At 61.9% G+C, this 19,605-nt stretch carries 15 protein-coding genes; 3 read left to right on the top strand and 12 right to left on the bottom strand.

Features of this window, described 5'->3' with window-relative positions; genetic code table 11:
* Positions 1-41: 41 nt before the first annotated feature.
* The 4 genes from IP85_RS10565 to IP85_RS10545 all read right to left on the bottom strand — a co-directional run bounded on the left by IP85_RS10565 (position 42) and on the right by IP85_RS10545 (position 9,638).
* Entirely contained in the window at positions 42-2,105 is a 2,064-nt protein-coding gene (locus IP85_RS10565) for an autotransporter domain-containing protein (RefSeq protein WP_054149637.1), read from the bottom strand.
* A 901-nt stretch (positions 2,106-3,006) separates the two neighbouring features.
* Entirely contained in the window at positions 3,007-5,367 is a 2,361-nt protein-coding gene (locus IP85_RS10555) for a PAS domain-containing sensor histidine kinase (RefSeq protein ID WP_054149635.1), read from the bottom strand.
* A 264-nt stretch (positions 5,368-5,631) separates the two neighbouring features.
* The gene (gene pepN / locus IP85_RS10550; protein ID WP_054149634.1) at positions 5,632-8,280 is read right to left on the bottom strand and encodes an aminopeptidase N; all 2,649 of its coding nucleotides are present in this window, start codon (positions 8,278-8,280) and stop codon (positions 5,632-5,634) included.
* Between the two features lie 248 nt (positions 8,281-8,528).
* The gene (locus IP85_RS10545) at positions 8,529-9,638 is read right to left on the bottom strand and encodes a methyl-accepting chemotaxis protein (RefSeq protein ID WP_054149653.1); all 1,110 of its coding nucleotides are present in this window, start codon (positions 9,636-9,638) and stop codon (positions 8,529-8,531) included.
* A 300-nt stretch (positions 9,639-9,938) separates the two neighbouring features.
* On the opposite strand from IP85_RS10545, the gene IP85_RS10540 reads away from it, so the two are divergent.
* Positions 9,939-10,877 (top strand): DMT family transporter, encoded by a 939-nt coding sequence (locus IP85_RS10540; RefSeq protein WP_054149633.1) that lies wholly within the window; start codon positions 9,939-9,941, stop codon positions 10,875-10,877.
* A 2-nt stretch (positions 10,878-10,879) separates the two neighbouring features.
* Here the strand turns inward: IP85_RS10540 and IP85_RS10535 are convergent, their stop codons facing one another.
* Complete coding sequence (locus IP85_RS10535; RefSeq protein WP_054149632.1) at positions 10,880-12,151, bottom strand: MFS transporter; 1,272 nt, start codon at positions 12,149-12,151, stop codon at positions 10,880-10,882.
* Positions 12,152-12,478: 327 nt separating this feature from the next.
* Between IP85_RS10535 and IP85_RS10530 the strand changes: the two genes are divergently transcribed.
* Positions 12,479-13,375 carry a hypothetical protein gene (locus IP85_RS10530; protein ID WP_054149652.1) on the top strand — a complete coding sequence of 299 codons (897 nt, stop codon included), beginning with the start codon at positions 12,479-12,481 and terminating at the stop codon, positions 13,373-13,375.
* Between the two features lie 76 nt (positions 13,376-13,451).
* Here the strand turns inward: IP85_RS10530 and IP85_RS22180 are convergent, their stop codons facing one another.
* The 4 genes from IP85_RS22180 to IP85_RS10515 all read right to left on the bottom strand — a co-directional run bounded on the left by IP85_RS22180 (position 13,452) and on the right by IP85_RS10515 (position 16,499).
* Positions 13,452-13,610 carry a hypothetical protein gene (locus IP85_RS22180; protein ID WP_153761840.1) on the bottom strand — a complete coding sequence of 53 codons (159 nt, stop codon included), beginning with the start codon at positions 13,608-13,610 and terminating at the stop codon, positions 13,452-13,454.
* 144 nt (positions 13,611-13,754) lie between these two features.
* Entirely contained in the window at positions 13,755-13,946 is a 192-nt protein-coding gene (locus IP85_RS10525) for a hypothetical protein (RefSeq protein ID WP_054149631.1), read from the bottom strand.
* Between the two features lie 143 nt (positions 13,947-14,089).
* Positions 14,090-14,983: a uracil-DNA glycosylase gene (locus tag IP85_RS10520; protein ID WP_054149630.1), complete on the bottom strand. Its 894-nt coding sequence runs from the start codon at positions 14,981-14,983 to the stop codon at positions 14,090-14,092.
* A 223-nt stretch (positions 14,984-15,206) separates the two neighbouring features.
* Complete coding sequence (locus tag IP85_RS10515) at positions 15,207-16,499, bottom strand: Hsp70 family protein (RefSeq protein ID WP_054149629.1); 1,293 nt, start codon at positions 16,497-16,499, stop codon at positions 15,207-15,209.
* Positions 16,500-16,769: 270 nt separating this feature from the next.
* Here IP85_RS10515 and IP85_RS10510 point away from each other — a divergent pair, with 270 nt between their 5' ends.
* Complete coding sequence (locus IP85_RS10510) at positions 16,770-16,958, top strand: hypothetical protein (RefSeq protein WP_054149651.1); 189 nt, start codon at positions 16,770-16,772, stop codon at positions 16,956-16,958.
* Between the two features lie 17 nt (positions 16,959-16,975).
* On the opposite strand, the gene IP85_RS10505 is transcribed toward IP85_RS10510, so the two are convergent.
* From IP85_RS10505 to IP85_RS10495, 3 genes are all read right to left on the bottom strand, one after another.
* Positions 16,976-17,203, bottom strand: coding sequence for a hypothetical protein (locus tag IP85_RS10505; RefSeq protein ID WP_054149628.1), 228 nt, complete (start codon positions 17,201-17,203; stop codon positions 16,976-16,978).
* 118 nt (positions 17,204-17,321) lie between these two features.
* The gene (locus tag IP85_RS10500; RefSeq protein WP_054149627.1) at positions 17,322-18,107 is read right to left on the bottom strand and encodes an SDR family oxidoreductase; all 786 of its coding nucleotides are present in this window, start codon (positions 18,105-18,107) and stop codon (positions 17,322-17,324) included.
* A 94-nt stretch (positions 18,108-18,201) separates the two neighbouring features.
* Complete coding sequence (locus IP85_RS10495) at positions 18,202-19,605, bottom strand: FAD-binding oxidoreductase (protein ID WP_054149626.1); 1,404 nt, start codon at positions 19,603-19,605, stop codon at positions 18,202-18,204.

Here is a 19,605-nt window from a genome sequence, read left to right as displayed (position 1 = left end):
GGGTTGCCGGCGGCTTTTGCATGTCTTGCGCGACATTGGCCTCAGAAGTCGACCTTCCATCCGGAGCGCAGCCAGACGTCAGGATCGTCGCTTTCGGTCGTGGCGTTGAGCATGAAGGAAGCGACGCCGCCGCCGATGGCGAGTGCGGTGCCGACACCACCGCGCAGCCAGAACTGCTTGATGTCTTGACCGGCAACTGCGAGCTGGACGCCGGCGACTTCCGTCGACGTGCCTGTGCTCTGCTCTTCGAAGCGGTAGGCGGCTTCGGCACGGGCGAGGAGGGACACGGTGTCGTTCAGCTTGTAGACGCCGTCGACCCCGAGGCGGGCGATGGTCGCGTTTTCACTCACCGCATTATGGCTGGCGGGGAAGCCGCCGCCGGTTTCCCTGTAGGCATCCGTCTTCGCCAAGGTTCGCGAAAGCGCGAGGTAGGGCGTAAAGGCGGCATCACCCAAGGTGAGCGCGTTCAGCCAGTCGACGCGCACCTTGCCGGAGAGCATTTCCGTATCGGTTTCGCCTTTCGAATAGTCGAGTGCGGTGCCGTTCAGATAACCACGATTGATGTCAAGCTTGCCGCGACCGTAGAGGCCGCCGGCAGTCAGATAGAGATCACCGACCAGATTGGCCGTAACTTCGGGTGCCACGTACCAGCCAAGTGCCTGGAAGTCGCCGCCGTCATAGAGATCCTGATCGGTATGCGTCGCGCCCCCCTGGAGGCGCAGGGTGACGCCGTCCATCAGGCCGTAGCCGAAACCGAAATCTCCCAGCGCGACAGCCCCTTCGGACTTCGCACCGCTGTCGTAACCGGTGTCCACGGTACCCCAGACGGAACGACGGCCGACGTCGAGAAGATTGCGCATCGGGCTGCCCTGGGCACCGAACATGACAGTGCTGGCGGTTGATGTCTGGAGGCCGATCGCCACGGAATTCGTCTGTGCGGCGGAAGCAACATAGTTGGAAACGTTGATCACGCCTCCCGCAACAGGCTTGACCACGCTTCCTGGAACAGGGTCGATCACGCCTGCCGCATCAGGATCGACATGGGCGATGTAGTAGCCGCCGCCGTTCGCAAGCCGGCCAAAAACGGTTTCGCCATCGGCAGAAACGGCCGCGGCATCGCCGGTGATGTCTTGCGCCAGCGTGACCCCATTGTCGCGGAGCCATTGATCGACGGTGATCATGCCGCTCTCGTTGGTCCAGCGAAAACCACGGTAGAGGATCACGGGACCTTCTGGCCCTTGGGCACCGCTGGGGTCAGGCATGCTGGCATTGCCGATGACGACTGCGCCGTCGTCGCTGACGCCGAGTGCAAATGAATTGATGAAACCTGGTGCTTGGAGATCCCCGATCGCGCCATTGGCCCAGCGGAACGCCCGCGCACCGCCCGATGCACCGGTGGAGTACCCCACCAGGACACTGCCATCCCGGTTCATTGCTTGGAGAGTCGTTTGACCGCCACCACCGAGATCGCCGAGGTCGGTCAGGCCCGTCTGAACCGTCCAGCGAAAGGCGCGAAGGCCCAATTCGTTAAACAATCCACCGCCAACGACACTGCCGTCGAAGCTGACATGAGTGGCGAAGCTTGCAGTTTGGGCGTCAGGTACGCCGATGCCGACCATCCCGCCGCCGCGTATCCAGACGAACGCTTGCTGCACCTCGTCGGCGTTATAGGAATAGCCAACGACCGTGCTGCCATCGCCGCTCAGCGCGTTAGCATAGGATTGAGTGCCACCGAGAGTGCCGAGATTGGTGATCGTCGTGTCACCTTTATGCCAGTAGAACGCCGTAGGATTGTTATAGTAGTTCGTCCCTGCTACCGCCGAACCATCGTCGCTGACGTGCCGCAGGTCGAATGTGTAGCCGACCGTATCGGTGCCCACGTAGGTCAACCCGTCAGCTTGTGACCAGACGAAAAGACGGCGGGTCTCGGGGTTAATCAACTCGTGACCGACCACGGTACTTCCGTCGCCGCTGATCGCGGTCGCATCAAGATCATTCGATGGGGTGGTGATCGTGTTTGGTTCGGCGGAGAGTTGATTGCTATCCTGGTAACTCGAGTAGCCGGTGCTGGCGCCGATACCGCTTGGCGATCTCGTGAAGCCCAAAAAATTTCCCAGGAACCCCCTGTAGAGCAAGACGGATAGGTCGCGGTTGACCAGGACATCCGCCTGCACGGGACCGGTTAGGCCGAGGCTCATCATAAGGCTTAGTGCAGTGGCAGTGACAAAAGAAAGACGACGGTGGCGAAGCGAGGGGAAATGCTGTGATGCTGTCATGGCTGAGTGGCACTCTGTAGCTGTTGAAGTTACAGGGTGTATTTCTCCTCGATAAGTTGAGACTGTATTTGGCGGTAGGTTTTCTTGCAGGCAGATGTATTACGAATTATGGGGCGCTCATAACTCTCGGAAATACAAGCGATATTTGTTGCCCGCAATCGAGCTTTGAGGGAGGAAGGCGACGCTACCAAACAAAGTACAAAATTATCACGATATCACATTAGATGGGTGCCGTTGCAGCCCGCCGACGGTTTGGGCTGATCCATCAAAAGGATCCTTGACGCGCAGATGCCAAGATAGAGCAGGGCGGTCCCAACAAGGACGCAGGCGCGTTCGCGCTGGGCGGAATGGTCGAGGCGCGCCAGTGCATTGATAGTGGCGGGAGCAAGGCCGAGTTTGAGAGCGCCGAGATAGCCGATCCTCATCCAGATCAGGGAAATGACGCCGTAGCGGGCGTCGCCGACCTAATCCATATGCCGGCGACTGTCAGGATCATCAACCTGATCGACAGCAGGGCGCCGATCAGTTCGATGATGAAATTGAGATAGAGCCTATTGCGCTATTTGCCTTCACTGGCCAGTGCGGTCCCTGTTTTGCCTCCGGCCTCGTGCCGGATTATCCCGAGCCTGTCATGGCCCGAGGACCCTCACGGACGAGGCAGTTCGGCTGCGTATTCACCGGGAAGGGTTGCCGTGAGGTGAACACCGCTCAACGCTTGCAGCCGTCGCGTTCACGCGCGCCGCTTCAAGCCTTGGGCGAAGCTCACATCCGGGATGCGCATCGACACCACCGTGCCCTGGCCCTCGCGGGAGCGGATCTTCAGCGAGCCGCCATGCAGCGCGACCAGCGAACGGGAGATGGCAAGGCCGAGACCCGAGCCGCCCTTCGACTTGGCATACTGGCTCTGCACCTGTTCGAAGGGATTGCCGATCTTGCTGAGCGCGCTTTTCGGAATGCCGATGCCGGTATCGGCGATGGAGACGATCACGGCGCCCTGAACCTTGCGGGCCCGAAGAGCGATCTTGCCGCCTTCATCGGTGAATTTCACGGCGTTGGACAGGATGTTGAGCAGGATCTGCTTTATGGCGCGACGGTCGGCGACGAGCGATAGGCTGGCTTCGATACGCTGTTCGACGGTGATGTTCTTCTCTTCGGCGGGGATCGCGGTCAGCCGCATGCTCTCTTCGATCAGTGGGCAGAGATCGATGGTTTCGCAGCGGATCTTCATCTGTCCCGCCTCGATCTTCGACATGTCGAGGATGTCGTTGATGACGTTCAACAGGTGTTTGCCGCTTTCGTGGATGTCCTTGGCATATTCCTCGTATTTCGGCGAACCGACCGGGCCGAACATACGGGCGAGCAGGATTTCCGAGAAGCCGAGGATGGCATTGAGCGGCGTCCTGAGCTCGTGGCTCATGTTGGCCAGGAATTCCGACTTTGCCTTGTTGGCAGCTTCGGCATTCTGCTTCTCGGCGATATACTTTTCGTTGGCGTCGGAGAGTTCGGTCTTCTGACGCTCTAGGATCTTCTGCGAGGCGGAGAGATCGCCGATCGTGGCCATCAGGCGGCGTTCCTGTTCACGCAGGCGCTCCTGGTGACGCTTCAGAAGCGTGATGTCTGTGCCGACCGAGACCAGGCCGCCGTCACGGGTGCGGCGCTCGTTGATCTGCAGCCAGCGCTCGTCTGCGAGCTGTACTTCCGAGGTGCGCGAATTGGTGCCGTCATCGGCGTCGGCGATGCGGCGCTGGATGATTGGCTTGCCGGCGGCCGCGAGCACCAGCGAACGCTCCTTGCCGGGCACCAGCACGTCGTCAGGCAGACCGTAGACCTTCTGGAAATGGCCGTTCCAGGCGACGAGCTTGTCGTTCTTGTCCCAGAGTACGAAGGCTTCCGAGGTGCATTCGATGGCGTCAGCGAGGCGCTGATCGGCTTCGGCGTAACGCTGGGCGAGGCGGTGCTGTTCGGTCACGTCCATTGCAATGCCGATCACATGCAGGTCGCCGGTATTGGAAGAGATGATCTGGGCGCGGGCGCGCATCCAGACATAGTGGCCCTGGGCGTGGCGCATGCGGAAGATCTGGTCGATATGCCGCGAGCTGCCGCGACCGACCGAGCGGGCGAGCGCATAGAGATTGCCATCGTCGGGATGCATCAGGCGGGCGGCATCGGCGAATGCCAGCGGCTGGGTCGATGGCGTGAGGCCGAGCATGTCGTACATCGAGCGCGACCAGACGAGCTTTCGGCTTTCGAGATCGAAGTCCCAGAGGCCGCAGCGACCGCGGGCGAGCGCCGTTTCCACCCGCAGGTTGGATTCGAGGAAGGTATCGTCTGCCTCGCGGGCCCGCTTCACCTGGTAGAAATAGGCATAGAGGATGACGAAGAGGATGACGGTGATGCAGGTGAACAGCGTAACGTTGAGCGACAGCTCGCGGCGCCAGAAGTCTTCGACAGCCTGCAGCGAATGGGCAGCGACGATCATCGCGCCATCGGTGCCGACGGGTGTGAAGATCGCGTGATGGGGAACGCCGTTCAGATCCGTTTCGATTGCGCCGGCGCGGCTGCCGGATTTGCGGATCGTCATCATCTCCGGCAGCAGGCTGACGAGCATCGAGCCGACCTGACCTGCGGCTGCCGGCGACGAGCCGAAGACGCGGCCGGTGGGGTCGACGAGCAGCACGAGGGCACCGTTGGCAAAATGCTCGTGATCCAGATACGTGGCGAGGCGTTTCTCGGCCTCAGCGCGATTGCTGGTCTCAAATAGCGCCGGCCGTTCGCCGAGCGCGGCATTGACCGTGGCTGCGATCAGGGCCGTCGACTGGCGGGCGGCCGCTGCCATGCGCTGGTGTTCGTTGACGATGCCGATAGTGCGGGCGAGCGCCACGACGGCGAGAAAAGCGAGAATGAGGATCGGGATCGCCCGACGCAAAATGGTCTCGATCCGCATCGAGCGGACGGATACCTCGGCCTGACCCGGAACGGACGAGGACGAGCCGAAAAACCGCCGTCCGAGCCGTGCGAAGAATTCACCCCTGTCCGAAAATTTGATGCGCAGCCGCTCATCGGCTGCGGTGACCCGCCGCGCGTCCAACATCGTCCCTGCCTCTGTCCCTCGTGTGATTCGAGCGCCGCTTGCCCGAATCTGACGCCAAGGAATCATGGCCGATTCGGCTTGTCCAGAGCCGGTGCGTAAAGAAAATATTAACCCATTGCTCCGACTCCGCTTTTTTATCGGCGTCAGTGCAAGAGGCTGAATCTCATGGAAAATTAGCCGGCGTTCGGAGGCCGAAAAACGATCGAGGACGAAAAAAGGCACCGGTTTGCGCGGCGCCTTTTTTCATGGGATCGGACGGGCGGCTCAGCCCTTCAGGATGCGGTCGACGATGTCGCGCACGTCGGTCGACAGCGTCGCCGAAGCTTCGATGGTCGCAAGCGCCGCGCGCGCCTTGTCGGCTCGGCCGGCTTCCAGCAGCCGCCAGGAACGCAGGGCGGTCAGGAGGCGTGCCGCAAGCTGCGGGTTACGAGGATCGATCGCGAGGATCTGCTCGGCAAAGAAGGCATAGGCCGCACCGTCCGCACGGTTGAAGCCGGTCGCATTGCCGAAGGCGAAGGTGCCGATGAGCGATCGCACGCGGTTCGGATTGGTCGGTTGAAAATGCGGGCTCGCCATCAAGGCCTTGACCCGGTCGAGGCTCGCCGCACCCGGGATCGTCGCCTGGATGGTGAACCACTTGTCGAGCACGAGCGCGTTCGACGCGAAGCGGGTCTCGAAAGCGGTGAGCGCCTGCTTCGTCTCTTCCGCATCGGGGAAGCGATGGGCGAGGATGGTGAGGGCCTGCGACAGGTCCGTCATGTTGTCGGCCTTGGCAAATGCCTCGGCGGCCAGCGCCGGGGTGTTTTCCGCCAGCGACAGGAAGGAAAGCGCAAGGTTCTTCAGCGCCCGCTTGCCTGCACCTGCGGCATCTGGCGAGAAGGGGCCGGAAGCCGAATGGGTGGCGTGCAGCTTGCGGAAGACATCGGCGCCTGCCGTGGCGATGGCGCTGAGCACGGCCTGGCGGCCGGCATGGATAGCATCCGGGTCGTTGTTGCCGCCCAGTTCACGGGCGATGTCGGCTTCGCTCGGAAGCGAGAGCGCCTGGGCGCGGAAGGCAGGCTCCAGCGCCTCGTCCGCTGCCACTGCAAGCAGGACGTCGACGAAAGCGGGGTCGGCCGCCACGGTACCACCGTCACGGGCGGTCTTCGCAGCATCGATCAGGGCCGGCAGAGCGAGGTCGGTGATCGCCTGCCAGCGGGCGAAGAGGTCGCTGTCGTGGCGGGCGATATGGCCGCGATCCTCAGCACTCTGCGAGAAATGCAGGGTGACCGGAGCGGAGAAGCCGCGGTTGAGCGAGACAGCAGGGCGGCTGCCGATGCCGGAGAAGGTGAAGCTCTGGGCGCGCTCGGTCAGATGCAGCACATCGCCGGTGACGTCGCCGCCGGAGATGGAAGAAGCTGAGGCTTCCGAGCCGTTTTCCGAGATCAGCGTAAAGCGGAGCGGAATATGCATCGGCTCCTTGGCGCTCTGGCCAGGCGTTGCCGGGATCATCTGCTCGAGCGACAGCGTGAGCGTCTTGGCACCGGCGTCATAAGACGAGGAAACGGTGATCTGCGGCGTGCCGGCCTGATGATACCAGAGCGAGAACTGTGTGAGGTCGCGGCCGCTCGCATCTTCGAAGCATTTGACGAAGTCTTCGACGGTCGCGGCATCGCCGTCATGACGATCGAAGTAGAGGTCCATGCCCTTTTTGAAGTCGTCACGGCCGAGAATGGTCGCGATCATCCGGGTGACTTCGGAGCCCTTTTCGTAGACGGTCGTCGTGTAGAAGTTGTTGATCTCGCGATACTTGCTGGGCCGCACCGGATGAGCGAGCGGACCTGCATCTTCCGGGAACTGCTCCGAGCGCAGGTGGCGGACTTCGGCGATCCGCTTGACCGAACGCGAGCGCATGTCGGCGGAGAATTCATGGTCGCGATAGACGGTGAGGCCTTCCTTCAGGCAGAGCTGGAACCAGTCGCGGCAGGTGATGCGGTTGCCGGTCCAGTTGTGGAAGTATTCATGCGCGATGATCGCCTCGATATTCGCGTAGTCCTGGTCGGTCGCGGTCTCGGGGTCGGCGAGCACGTATTTGTCGTTGAAGATGTTGAGGCCCTTGTTCTCCATGGCCCCCATGTTGAAGTCCGAGACGGCGACGATCATGAAGATGTCCAGATCATATTCGCGGCCGAAGACCTCTTCGTCCCACTTCATCGAACGCTTCAAGGCATCCATCGCATAGGCCGCACGCGGCTCCTTGCCGTGCTCGACATAGATCTTCAGGGCCACTTCGCGACCGGACATAGTGGTGAACGTGTCTTCGACAATGCCGAGATCGCCGGCAACCAGCGCGAAGAGATAGGACGGCTTCGGATGCGGGTCGAACCAGGCGGCGAAATGCTTGTCCGGGCCGAAGCCGGCGCCGCCGAGGAAATTGCCGTTCGAAAGCAAGAGCGGATTGGCCGCCTTGTCGGCAATGATGTTGATCGTATAGACGGCGAGCACGTCAGGCCGGTCGGGGAAATAGGTGATGCGGCGGAAGCCCTCGGCCTCGCACTGGGTGCAGTAGATGCCGTTCGAGCGATAAAGGCCCATCAACTGGGTATTGGCCTCCGGATTGATCATCGTCACCACGGTGATCTCGAAGGGCGTGGATTCCGGCAGGTCGCGGATGGTAAGGCTCTCTGGCGTCGCGGTGTAGCGCGACGGGTCCATCTCGATCTGGTCGAAAAGAACGCTCGTCATGGTGAGGTCGTCACCGTCGAGCACCAGGGGGGCTGCCGCATCGACACCTTCGCGCCGATGGAAGATCAACCGGGCTTCCACCTTGGTTTCCGTCGGGTCCAGTTCGAAGGTCAGATCAACCCGTTCCAGAACGAAGTCGGTGGGGCGGTAGTCTGCCAGATGAACGATCCGGCCCGTGTCTGTGCGCATAATGTGTCCTGGTCGCTACGGGGTTGGCCACCAAGGCACGGCACGAGCGCTTGGGCTCGCGATCGCCTGGGGTCAAGTTGTCGCGATGATTGCAGCAATTTCTGAATGATTGTTAAAACACGAGTTATTTTTACGATGCTCTTGATCCTGGCGCCGGTTTTCTTGGATTTCACGGCCGAAATCGGGCTTCAAATCCAAGAATAGTCAGGAGAATATCTTCGGCAATACCGGCAGCCAGGTGGGCAGCATCACTTCAATCGCAACCGCTGACGCAAGAGGTCCTCACTGTCCATGCTCTGGATAATGACACCGGACCAGCCGAGGCCGTCATAGTCCTCATAGCCGAGGGTCTTTGCGAAGGCGACGATGGCGCCGCTCTGATCGTAATAGCTGCCTTTGGCGAGTTGTTTGGGATTGTTGAGCGCGAAATGGGTGTAGATCCGCTCCGGACGCGATGAGGCGATCACCATGTTGTTGCCGTCGAGCAGCAGGACCTCGGTCTTTTCGGCGACCTGCGGCGCCAGGTTCGCCTCCTTCTCGACGATGGCCTGGCCCTGGGCCTTCCAGTCGAAATAGACGCCGAGCGTGCCGAGAAGCGCGCCATCGCTGCGGCCGCCTTCCCGGATCCCGGTGGCGTAGACGAGAACGTCGCGATTGTCGTGCACCAGGCTGCGCTTGACGGTGTCGACGATATAGTCGTCACCGCTCTGGCAGGTGCGGGCTGCCCGGAACCAGGCTTCGCTGGAGAGATCGCGGTCCTTGAGGCTGCGATGATGCCGGGGATTGGCCGAGGCGATGACCTTGCCGGCGGCATCGGTCATGACGAGATCGAAATAGACCGTGTAGAACCGATTGATGACGCCGAGCCGCGCGGCTGCATGCTGGGCTCGCTCGGGCGAGGGCTGTTCGAGTGCCTCCCAAAGGGCGCTGTCGGTCGCCCACCAGCGCACGTCCGCCGTGCGCTCGAAGAGATTGCGGACGATGAACTGGACGAGCGTCTGGGCAAGGTCGATCAGTCTCACGCCTTCCATCTGATCGACGAGATCATCCGCCATGGTCCGGCTCTGCCTTATGCGTCCAAGCACGTTCTCCTGGAAGCGCTCTGCGGTTTCTCCGGCACCCTGCGCCAGACGCTGAACCTCGTTGGCGACGACGGCGAAACCTTTGCCGGCCTCACCGGCACGCGCCGCCTCGATCAGCGCATTGATGGCGAGAAGGCGGATCTGCCGCACGATTTGGGCGTTGTCGGCGCTGAATTGCTCGAGATCGGTGCCGATACTCTCGGTGACGAGGCGCATGGACCGGGGCGTGGCGCGGATCTCTGAAATGGAATTGGTCTGATATTCGGCCTGCGGCATGGCGCCAAACCCCGGTTTGAAAAAGCGAGCAGCAAAGACGGCAAAGTGCCGCAATAATATGACTTATTGACAGGAAATATAATTTCCTCGTTTGAACGGTCGGTTAACGATGGATGGCCAAAAACTCGGTGTTTCCGGGCCATTTCTGGGTTCAGCCTGCCGATATCTGCACTTGCACTGCACTTGCGCGGAGCGGACGGGCATGCATGCTAGACGGAAGCCCGAGTCCACGGCGTCGTCGTCGCCGGCTCAAAATCCCTATGCGATTGCGCATAGCCTGCCCGCAAGAATCTGATCGCCATGGCCTTCGCCGATCCCAATCCTCTCCGCGGCATCGTGCTGAAAGTCTGCTCGGTGACCGTCTTCGTCGCTATGCAGACCTGCATCAAACTCGCAGGCAGCGGCATTCCGCCGGGCCAGATCAGCTTTCACCGGTCGGCTTTCGCCATTGTGCCGATCCTCGTCTATCTCGCCTGGCGCGGCGAGTTGCGTCAGGCGTTCCAGACAGACAACCCGGTCGGCCATGTGAAGCGCGGTTTGCTCGGCGTTTGTGCGATGGGGGCAGGCTTCTATGGGCTCGTCCATCTGCCGCTGCCGGATGCGATCGCCATTGGCTATGCGATGCCGCTGATTGCCGTCGTCTTTGCAGCCATCTTCCTGAAGGAGACCGTCCGGCTTTATCGCTGGACGGCGGTCGTGATCGGGCTTGTCGGTGTCCTGATCATTTCCCTGCCGAAGCTTACGCTGTTCGGCGAAGAAGGGCTGGGCTCAGACGTGGCGGTCGGCGCCGTGGCCGTGCTGGTTTCAGCCGTCCTCGGGGCAGGGGCCATGCTGCAGGTCCGCCAGCTGGTGCGCGAGGAAAAGACCTCGACCATCGTCCTCTTCTTTTCGCTGACCGCAGCCCTTCTCTCGGCGATTACCTGGTTCTTCGGCTGGGCCGACCTTTCCTGGCATGGGCTCGGGCTCCTTGCCCTTGCCGGCTTCTTCGGCGGGCTGGGTCAGATCTTCCTGACCGAAAGCTATCGCTTTGCCGATGTCTCGACGATCGCACCCTTCGAATACTGCTCGATCATCCTCGGCTCGATTGCCGCCTATATGCTGTTTTCGGAAGTCCCGACGATGACCACCCTGATCGGCGCGACCATCGTCGTGGCGGCCGGCATCTTCATCATCTACCGCGAACACCAGCTTGGCCTTGAACGGCGAGCGGCCCGCAAGGCATCCACCCCGCAAGGGTGAGCTTAGCGCCCGGGCTCGATCCCGAGCTCTAGCTGCTCCTCCAGTTCAGGCTCGGGCAGCGGAGAGGCGTTGTCTGCGCCCTGCATCGGCAGGATCGTCGCCTGGAAATCAGTCTTGTCTTCCGGTGTCACGTCATCGGGGCGTCGTGTGATGCGATAGGCCGCGTAGCCGGCATAAAGCGCAAAGGCCGTTCCGAGGAAGCCGATAAGCGCGGTTGGCCCCAACCATTGCATCAGCGTGCCCGCCATGATCGGACCGGTGACCGTACCCATGCCGTAGAGGATCATGATGGCGCTCGACAGCGTCACATATTCATGCGGCTCGGCGAGGTCGTTGGCATGGGCGACGTTGAGCGAATAGACCGGATAGAGCACGGTGCCGACGAAGAAGCCGGCGATATAGAGCGCGGTTGGGTCATCCGCGCCGAAAGCGATCATCATCCCGCAGGCGCCGACGCCGAACAGTCCGGATGCAATCATCACGAAGCGCCGATCCATGCGGTCCGATATGCGTCCGATCGGCACCTGCGAGATTGCTCCACCGGCCAGGAAGGCAGCCAGCAGCGTCGCCCCTTGCGCCGTGGTCATGCCGATCGTCTGGGAATAGACGCCGCCGAGACTGCCCCAGGTTCCCGACAGCGCCCCGGAAAGCAGCGAGCCGAAGAATGCAATCGGCGACCGGCGATAGAGCCGCCTCAGATCGAAGCGCGCCTCGGCAATCGGGCTTGGCGACTTGGCCGTCGACAGGGCGACAGGAAAGAGTGCCAGCGAGAAGATCAGCGCGCAGATGATGAAAAGGTTCGGTCCGTTCACGTCGCCGAGCGGCACGATGTATTGGCCGCCGATCGAGCCCACGAGGCAGGTCACCATGTAGACGGAAAACAGGGCGCCGCGATTGTCGTTCGTCACCCGCTCATTGAGCCAGCTTTCGATCAGGAGATAGGCGCCAGCAATGGCAAAGCCGGAAAGACCGCGGAAGATCATCCAGGCCCACCATTCGACAACGAGCGCGCAAAGCAGGATGGAAACGGTCAGGAGCGTGATCAGAGCACCGAAGACCCGCACATGCCCGACGCGGCGCACGAAGATCGGCGTGACGATGCACGACACCGTAAAGCCGAAGGTATAGCCGGTGGCGATGACGGAAATGATGAAGGTCGACCATCCCTCGTTGAGCGAGCGGATCGGCAGCATGTAGCCCATCAATCCGAAGCCCGCCATCATCAGCAGCGTCGACAGCATCAGGGTGGCGATGGAGGCGAGACTGGACAGCATTTGGCCTCCGTGGGGCGCAATTGGGAACGAGAATAGTGCCAGTAGAGCCGGGCAAGTGAAATGTCGAATACGACGCAAGTCGGCGCAATCGTGAACGCCATATCATTCTTCCCTCGCGCTTTGGCAATAAGGGATTGAAACGTCGTCAGGAATTCGTTTACCTTCACACTAACAGCGTCAGAGAGGCGTCGGACCCAGTGTCCACGTCCGCCAAAGGGATCGAATGGGGACGACCGCGGCGAACAGAGGAATGGACCGGCACGCATTGCGATGCCTGACTGCGTCGATCTCCTTTGCAGCCTGGAAGTACGGATCGCGGAGGCCGTCATGACGCTCTCCTCCAGCGATATTGTCGGTCATCCTCAATTCGCCACCGCATTGGGTGCCTATGCCGGCAAGTTGCGCGGCCAGTTCGACCAGAGCCCTCGGCTTTCACGCATGCTGGCATCGCACCAGCGCTGGCTGCTCAGCCAGGCAGCTTTTGCGCTGCAGCTTGAATATGATCCAACACAGCCGGGAAGCGGACTGACGACGACCAATCTCCGCGAAATCATCACCTCGAACAATTCTGCGAGCCGCAATACGGTCCTGAATTTCCTCGACCAGTTGTTGAGCTACAAGTTCGTCCGCATCGTCGGCGATCCGAACCGTCGGCCGAAGCGCTACGAGGCGACGGAATTGCCGACCCGCGCGATGTATCAATGGCTCGTGACAAATCTGGAGCTCCTCGATTACCTCGATGGCGGCGACCGGGCCGAGACCCTTGCGGCCGAGCCGGATCTCTTCCGTCTCATCCAGCCGCAGATCGCCCGCCATGCCTGTCTCAATCCGAGTTGGCTGGAGCCTCCGCCGCGCGTGGCGCTCTTCCTGTGGACCGAGGCGGGTGGTCTCGTCATGGATGAACTGGTTCGCCGGGCGATGGAGCATTCACCGGGTAGCGACGGGTACGATATCGGTCGGATCGATGCCCGTGTCATGGCCGAGCACTTCATGATCTCCCGCACGCATCTGCAGCGGCTTTTCCGCCGCGCGGTGGAGACGGGCTGCCTCTATTGGCCCGATGGCGATCGTAACCACTGCATCCTCAACCGCGACTTCCTCGAGGAGTATTGTGGCTGGCAGGCGATCAAGTTCTCGATTGTTGACTTTGCCTATGAGCGGATCTGCGGGCCTGTTCGCCTGGGAAAGCCTGATCCCCGCCTCGGGGCGGTCGGCGGCTTGTAAACACGGTTCCAATCTGTAGACGCGAAAAGGCCCGCGCAAGGCGGGCCCGACGAAACCGCCTATCGTGCAGACCGGATCAGAAGCCGAGCGGCTGCAAGGCGCGCTCGACGCCACGATCCTGGGCCTGCTGGCGCTTGCGGGCGGCGGTGGACAACTCTTCTGAAGCGCTGACGGCATGGCCGATGTGATGCATGGCCTGGCGCAGGCTGCGTACGGGGTGGAACGAGATGTTCATGGTCTTATCCTCTGCTCTAAATGCATATCGATGTTTGTAGGTATATCTGTTCATGGATGAACCGATGCCGCAATGCACAATGCGGAAGCCCTGATATGCGTTCCCAGCAAATCGACGGTTTTTGGCCGGTGAGGTCGTCGAACGTCAGGTGCGGAATTCGGAAAAGACACTGGCGGGGCGCGCTATGCGACCGGCATGGCCGGTGAAGCGCGCGCTCAGCTGTTCTGCGGAAACTGCAGCGCTGCTTCGGTTGTAGGGGCTTGCGCTGCGGCCGTGTTCGCTGGCGAGACGCAAGGTCTCGAACTTGCAGTGAATGGGGCGGGTGCGAAGGCTCACGATGGTCTTCCTTTAAAAGTGTCCCTCCCACTTTCAGACTTATATATCGCAGTGCAGCATAGATTCGGCAACGAACAAGGCTGCGATCCTGCCCTGCATCAAATGCATGGCTTTCTTCATAATTTGTTCATGCTGATGATAATTTAGCCGTTTTGGACAGGATTCTCGCGTTCGGAGAAGGCGAGCAGATCCATCCAGGCAAGTGCCTTGCTGGCTGGGGCGGCGAGCAACTCCTGCGGATGCAGCGTCGCCATGGCCTGGACGGTATGGCCGCCGGCGCCGATATCACGCCACTTGCCACGCAGAGCGTGGATCGTCCCGGTTTCACCGAAGAAGAAGCGGGCGGCATAATTGCCGAGCACAAGGACCAGGCGAGGTTCAGCAAGCGCGATCTGGCGTTCGATGAAGGGTCGGCAAATGGCAGTTTCCGGGCCGGAGGGCATACGGTCGCCAGGCGGCCGCCAGGGGATGATGGTGGTGATGGTGGCGCTTTCGCGGCTCTGGCCGATGGCCGAAAGCATGCGGTCGAGGAGAAGGCCTGCGCGCCCTGAAAAGGCCTGACCCTCGCGGTCGTCATCCGCGTTCGGCATGGGGCCGATCACCATGATGCCGGCCGTGCCGGTACCTTCGGCCGTGATGGTCGACCGTGCCGAGGTTTTCAGATTGCAGCTGGTGAAGGCTTCGATGGCAGTTTTCAATTCGGCAAGCGAACGTGCGCTTTCGGCGGCAAAGCGCGCTTCGGCAATGGCATTCTCATCCGGGATCGCCGGCAGCGCCGAGCCTTGGGCGGGTTGCGCCCGCGCCGGCTGGCGTTCGGAGGGGGGAGTTACGCTGCGTCCCGGCAGGCTGCGCCCCTGGGCGTTGGTGGCTTGTGTATCCGCTGCCGGGCGTGCCACCTGCCGCGCCGCCTTTTCGGCTGCAAAAGCCGCGATGCGGTCGATCGGATCGTCTTCCACCAGCCACTCGACACCGGCCTCTGCATGAAATGCGAGAAGCGCGGCGAGCTCTGCGGAGGACATGTCGCGGGCCTGGATCATGAGGCTGTTCTAGTGCCTTTGGCCGACGGAAGGCAAATGGAAAGCGTAGGACAAACTTTGGCGACCAGCCCTCGTCCTGAGGCGGGAGCGTATGCGACCCTTGAAGGACGAGGGCGGGTGGTTTTCTGTATGGCTTTGATCCTTCGAGGCCTGCTTCGCGGGCATCCTCAGGATGAGGGGAGCCCCCCGGCATGCGCTGGCCGTGGGAGTTAGTCGGCCCGGTTCACGCCACCCATTGTTCGATATCGTCCCGCTCGCCGATTAGAGCCAAGCCATGGGCAATCGACACCAGTTCGCCGCCGGTTTCGATGCGGCTTGCGTCGAAGCGGCGGTGGAAGATGTCACGCACTGCGGGCACGAAGGATGTGCCGCCGGTGAGGAATATCTTATCGATCGTGCCGGCCTCGGTGTTGCTCTTGGCCAACACCTCGTCGAGCGCCTCTTCCATGCGGACGAGGTCGTCGGCAATCCAGCTTTCGAAATCGCGGCGGGTCACGCGCTTCTCGCCGGCCTTGCCGAGCGGCGCGAAGCGGAAATCGGCTTCTTCCGCCGAAGACAGGGCCATCTTTGTGGCCGAGACCGCCTGATAGAGCGGGTAACCTTCGTCGTGATCGATCAGATCGATGAACAGTTCGAGCTTCTCCGGCTCTTCCGCCTGGCGCACCAGCGACTTGAGGTCGGTGAATTCCTTCAAGGTCTTGAAGACCGAAAGCTGGTTCCAGCGCGAAAAGGCGAGATAGTAGTTGCTTGGGACGTCGAGCAGCTTGCCGAAGCTCTTGAACTGGCTGCCCTTGCCGATTTCCGGCGCCACCAGCTGGTCGATGATGCGCGCATCGAACTGGTCGCCGGCAATGCCGACACCGGACTGGCCGATCGGCGTGGCGCTGAGCTTGCCGGCTTCGGTCGAGAAGCGGATCAGCGAGAAGTCGGTCGTACCGCCGCCGAAGTCGGCGACGAGAACCGTCGCGTCACGCTTGAGCGTGCGGGCAAAATAGAAGGCGGCGGCCACCGGCTCATAGACATAGTGGATCTCGGGAAAACCGAGCCGCGTCAGCGCTTCGTTGTAGCGGGTGACGGCAAGCGCCGGATCGGGACTGGCGCCGGCGAAATGGACGGGACGACCGGCGACGAGACGCTTGGCCTCGCCCGGCCAGCCATCGCCCGCATAGGCCTGCAGGCGCTTCAGGAACACCTCCATCAGGTCTTCGAACTGGAAGCGCCTTGCATGCACCAGCGTCCCCTGGAAGAGGGCGGAAGCAGCAAAGGTCTTGATCGACTGCAGGAAACGACAGTCGCCGGGATTGTCGATGAAGGCACGGATTGCGGCCTGGCCCGCCTCGACCTTCAGCGCGCCAGCGCCGAGTTGTCGATCCTTGAGGAAGGAGAGCGCGGTGCGCATGCTGTCGGATGTGCCGGCCGGCGAAGTGTAGGCGACCGAATGTGTCGCGTCGCTGCTTTCCGCGACGGCGATCACGGTATTGGTCGTGCCGAAATCGAGCCCAAGCGCTTCAGCCATGGCCATCGCTCCCTTTATCTATGCCTGATTGTCTGTGAGACCCGGCGAGCCGGTCGTGCTCGGCGATGCCGAGACATGAAAGAGGGCGCCTGATGCCACAGGGGGCCGGCGAGGGCAAGCGACCTTTTTGTGACGGCTGTAATCGGAGCGCAGGTGGGCGCGCAGACACGAACTATTGCATCGACGGTCCCGGCGAAGCGGGCGCCTCTAGCCGTTGTTGGCGCCTGGGTCTATGGTCGGCTTCACCCTGGAGATCGACAGATGTCACCCATGCGCATCGCCCTGCATTGCTTTGCTGCTCTCGCAATTCTGATCGGCTTCGTGTGGATCGGGCAGGGCTCGGGTCACTTTCCCTATCCGGCGTCGAGCTTCATGATCGATCAGAGCCCCTGGGTCATGTATGGTCTTCTCTTGGCGATTGCGGGTGTGGCAGGGCTTGCCTGGCTGAGGCGGCGTTGAGGCGAGACCGGTCGTGCTCAGACTTCATGATAGAGACGGGCAGCGTACTGCGCCATCTCTGGCGCTTCTTGCTCTTCGTTGAAGCCCTCAAGCTTTGTCAGGAAGTGGTCGATGATCCGGCCATAGCTGGCGTTGCGAGAGCGCGGGACACGCGCGCGCTCTTCGACGGTCGGTTCGGGTTCGGTCACGAGTGCTGCCGGGTCGAGTGCCAGCAGCATCCGGTCTTCATGTCCGGCATCGGTCATCACGGGAACTCTCATCTCCCAGGTTTCTCACGTTTGAGTAAACCCAAGAGCTTTCCAAGCCGTTCAGTCGATCGCTCTCATTTTAGCCAATGCGAATTTGACGCCGATGGCGGGCCGCTCAGATCGATTTCGCCGCCCCGCCGTCAACGCGCAGCATGGTGCCGGTGATGTAGCTTGCAGGGCCAGAGCAGAGGAAGGCAGCTGCGGACGCAAACTCCTCGACACGGCCGAGCCGCTGGGCGGGGATCGACTTGACAGATGCCGCGCGTACTTCGTCCAGCGACTTGCCCTGCTTCTTGGCGTTTGCGCCATCGAGCTCGTCGATACGGTCCGTGTGAATGCGGCCGGGCAGGATCATGTTGGCCGTCACACCGTAAGAGGCGAGTTCCGCCGACAGCGTCTTGTTCCAGCCGGCGAGCGCACCGCGCAGCGTGTTGGAGAGGGCGAGGTTCGGGATCGGCTCGAAGACGCCGGACGAGGCGACGGTGAGGATACGGCCAAAGCCCTGAGTCTTCATCAAGGGGGCCAGCGCATTGGTGAGCGTGATGACGCGGACCACCATGGACTGGAAAAAGTTGTAGAGCTTCTCGGCATCCATGTCCTCGACGGTGCCGGGCGTCGGGCCGCCGGTATTGTTGACGAGGATGTCGATGCCGCCGAGCGTGTGATGGACCGCTTGCAGCATCTGGTCGACGAAATGCGCATCGGCGAGGTCGGCGACCACATAGTCCGCCTTGCCCCCAGATGCCCTGATGGCCTCGACATTGGCCTTGAGCTTGTCTTCCGTGCGTCCGCAGATGAGGACATGGCAACCCTCCGCCGCAAGCGCCTTGGCAATGCCGAGGCCAAGGCCGCGCGAGGCGGCGAGCACGAGGGCGCGTTTGCCGGAAATGCCGAGATCCATGGGTGTATCCTTCCCTGTGATGCGATATGCTTTGCGGCAGTCTATCGGTGCCGGACCGCGATCGAAACCCCTGCGGTCTGCGGATCAACCGGTTTCAGAACGGCACCTTGCCCGGATTGAACAGGTTGTGCGGGTCGAGCACGGACTTGATCTGGCGCGCAAGCGCCTGTTTCACCGGATCGACGTGGGTCAGATAGGCGGCACGCTTTTCGAGGCCAACACCGTGTTCTGCGGAGAAGCTGCCGCCCGAGGCACGGATGCCATCATAGACCGCCGCCTCGATGGCCGCCTTCAGCTCAGAGGGCAGGGGCCCGGCAGCCGCAATTGCGATATGCAGGTTGCCGTCGGCGATATGCCCGTAGACATAGGCCTCCAAGCCATCGCCGATCGCGTCAAGACGATTAGTCAGTCCGGCGACATAGTCGTCCAGGGCGGAGGGTGGCATCGAAACGTCGAAGGACGGGGCGTTCGGAAACGCGGCGAAGTAGAAGCCGGAATCCTCGCGCATTTCCCAGAAGCGGTGTGCCTGATCGGAGGACTGGGCGATGATCCCGCCCTGAAGCTCGGCCTCCTCCCAGATCTCGGCGAGTTCTGCCTCGAGAAGCGCTGTTGCGGCCTCTGCCGTCTCGCCGGAGACTTCCAGCAACTGCACCGGCGTATTGTTCTCCAGCCAGGACAGGTCGAAGCGCTTCAGCGCGGCGTGATCGCGCACATAACGCGGCCACATCATCTCGGCGGCTTCCAACTGGAGCGCCGGATGGCGCCGCAGCCGCGCGGCAACCCGCAACCCGCGGCTCGCATCGAGTACGCCGAGGAGCGCCACGGCACGATGCGGGCGGATTGTCTCGACTTTCAGCACGAGCCGCGTGACGAAACCGAAGGCACCCTCGCTGCCGATCAGCAACTGCTTCAGATCCGGCCCCGCCGAGACCTTCACCACCCGCGTCAGGTCCGAGAAGATCTCGCCCGAGGGAAGAACGGCTTCAAGGCCCAGGATTTGATGGCGCATCACGCCGTTGCGGAAGGCGAGGATGCCGCCGGCATTGGTGGCAGCCATTCCTCCGATCGTCGCCGATCCACGCGAGCCGAGGTCGATGCCTGTGGTTAGCCCATGCGGGTCCAGTGCCGTCTGCAGGGCCTCCAGGGTGACGCCTGCCTCCACTTCGACCGTTTCCTCGTCCGCATGAATTGCCAGTACCCGGTTAAGCCGGGCGCTGGACAGAATGATGTCACCCGCATGGGAAACGCCGCCGCCGACGAGCCCGCTGACCCCACCTTGCGGCACGATGGCAACGCGGTTTGCCCTGCACCAGGATACCAGCGCCGCGACCGCCTCCGTCGATGCCGGCTGCGCCATCACGCCGGCATTCAGGTTCGCTTGGTCTTCTCCGGGATGGCGACCAGCAAGCGCCTCGGGACCGAGGATCCGGAGGTCCGGATGCAGGCCGTCAAGTGCCGAGGTGAGGTCGAGCGACGAGAAGGTCGAATGCGAAGACAT

This window comes from Rhizobium sp. AAP116 (assembly GCF_001295785.1).
Classification (GTDB): Bacteria; Pseudomonadota; Alphaproteobacteria; order Rhizobiales; family Rhizobiaceae; genus Allorhizobium.
The sequence above is the reverse complement of the archived record's forward strand: the minus strand, read 5'-3'. Positions and strand labels throughout refer to the sequence as shown.

Excerpts from the sequence above, each read along its gene's own strand:
- IP85_RS10555 (WP_054149635.1), bottom strand. The coding sequence starts at position 5,367 with ATGTTGGACGCGCGGCGGGTCACCGCAGCCGATGAGCGGCTGCGCATC.
- pepN (WP_054149634.1), bottom strand. The coding sequence starts at position 8,280 with ATGCGCACAGACACGGGCCGGATCGTTCATCTGGCAGACTACCGCCCC.
- IP85_RS10545 (WP_054149653.1), bottom strand. The coding sequence starts at position 9,638 with ATGCCGCAGGCCGAATATCAGACCAATTCCATTTCAGAGATCCGCGCC.
- IP85_RS10540 (WP_054149633.1), top strand. The coding sequence starts at position 9,939 with ATGGCCTTCGCCGATCCCAATCCTCTCCGCGGCATCGTGCTGAAAGTC.
- IP85_RS10535 (WP_054149632.1), bottom strand. The coding sequence starts at position 12,151 with ATGCTGTCCAGTCTCGCCTCCATCGCCACCCTGATGCTGTCGACGCTG.
- IP85_RS10530 (WP_054149652.1), top strand. The coding sequence starts at position 12,479 with ATGACGCTCTCCTCCAGCGATATTGTCGGTCATCCTCAATTCGCCACC.
- IP85_RS22180 (WP_153761840.1), bottom strand. The coding sequence starts at position 13,610 with ATGAACATCTCGTTCCACCCCGTACGCAGCCTGCGCCAGGCCATGCAT.
- IP85_RS10520 (WP_054149630.1), bottom strand. The coding sequence starts at position 14,983 with ATGATCCAGGCCCGCGACATGTCCTCCGCAGAGCTCGCCGCGCTTCTC.
- IP85_RS10515 (WP_054149629.1), bottom strand. The coding sequence starts at position 16,499 with ATGGCTGAAGCGCTTGGGCTCGATTTCGGCACGACCAATACCGTGATC.
- IP85_RS10510 (WP_054149651.1), top strand. The coding sequence starts at position 16,770 with ATGCGCATCGCCCTGCATTGCTTTGCTGCTCTCGCAATTCTGATCGGC.
- IP85_RS10505 (WP_054149628.1), bottom strand. The coding sequence starts at position 17,203 with ATGACCGATGCCGGACATGAAGACCGGATGCTGCTGGCACTCGACCCG.
- IP85_RS10500 (WP_054149627.1), bottom strand. The coding sequence starts at position 18,107 with ATGGATCTCGGCATTTCCGGCAAACGCGCCCTCGTGCTCGCCGCCTCG.
- IP85_RS10495 (WP_054149626.1), bottom strand. The coding sequence starts at position 19,605 with ATGTCTTCGCATTCGACCTTCTCGTCGCTCGACCTCACCTCGGCACTT.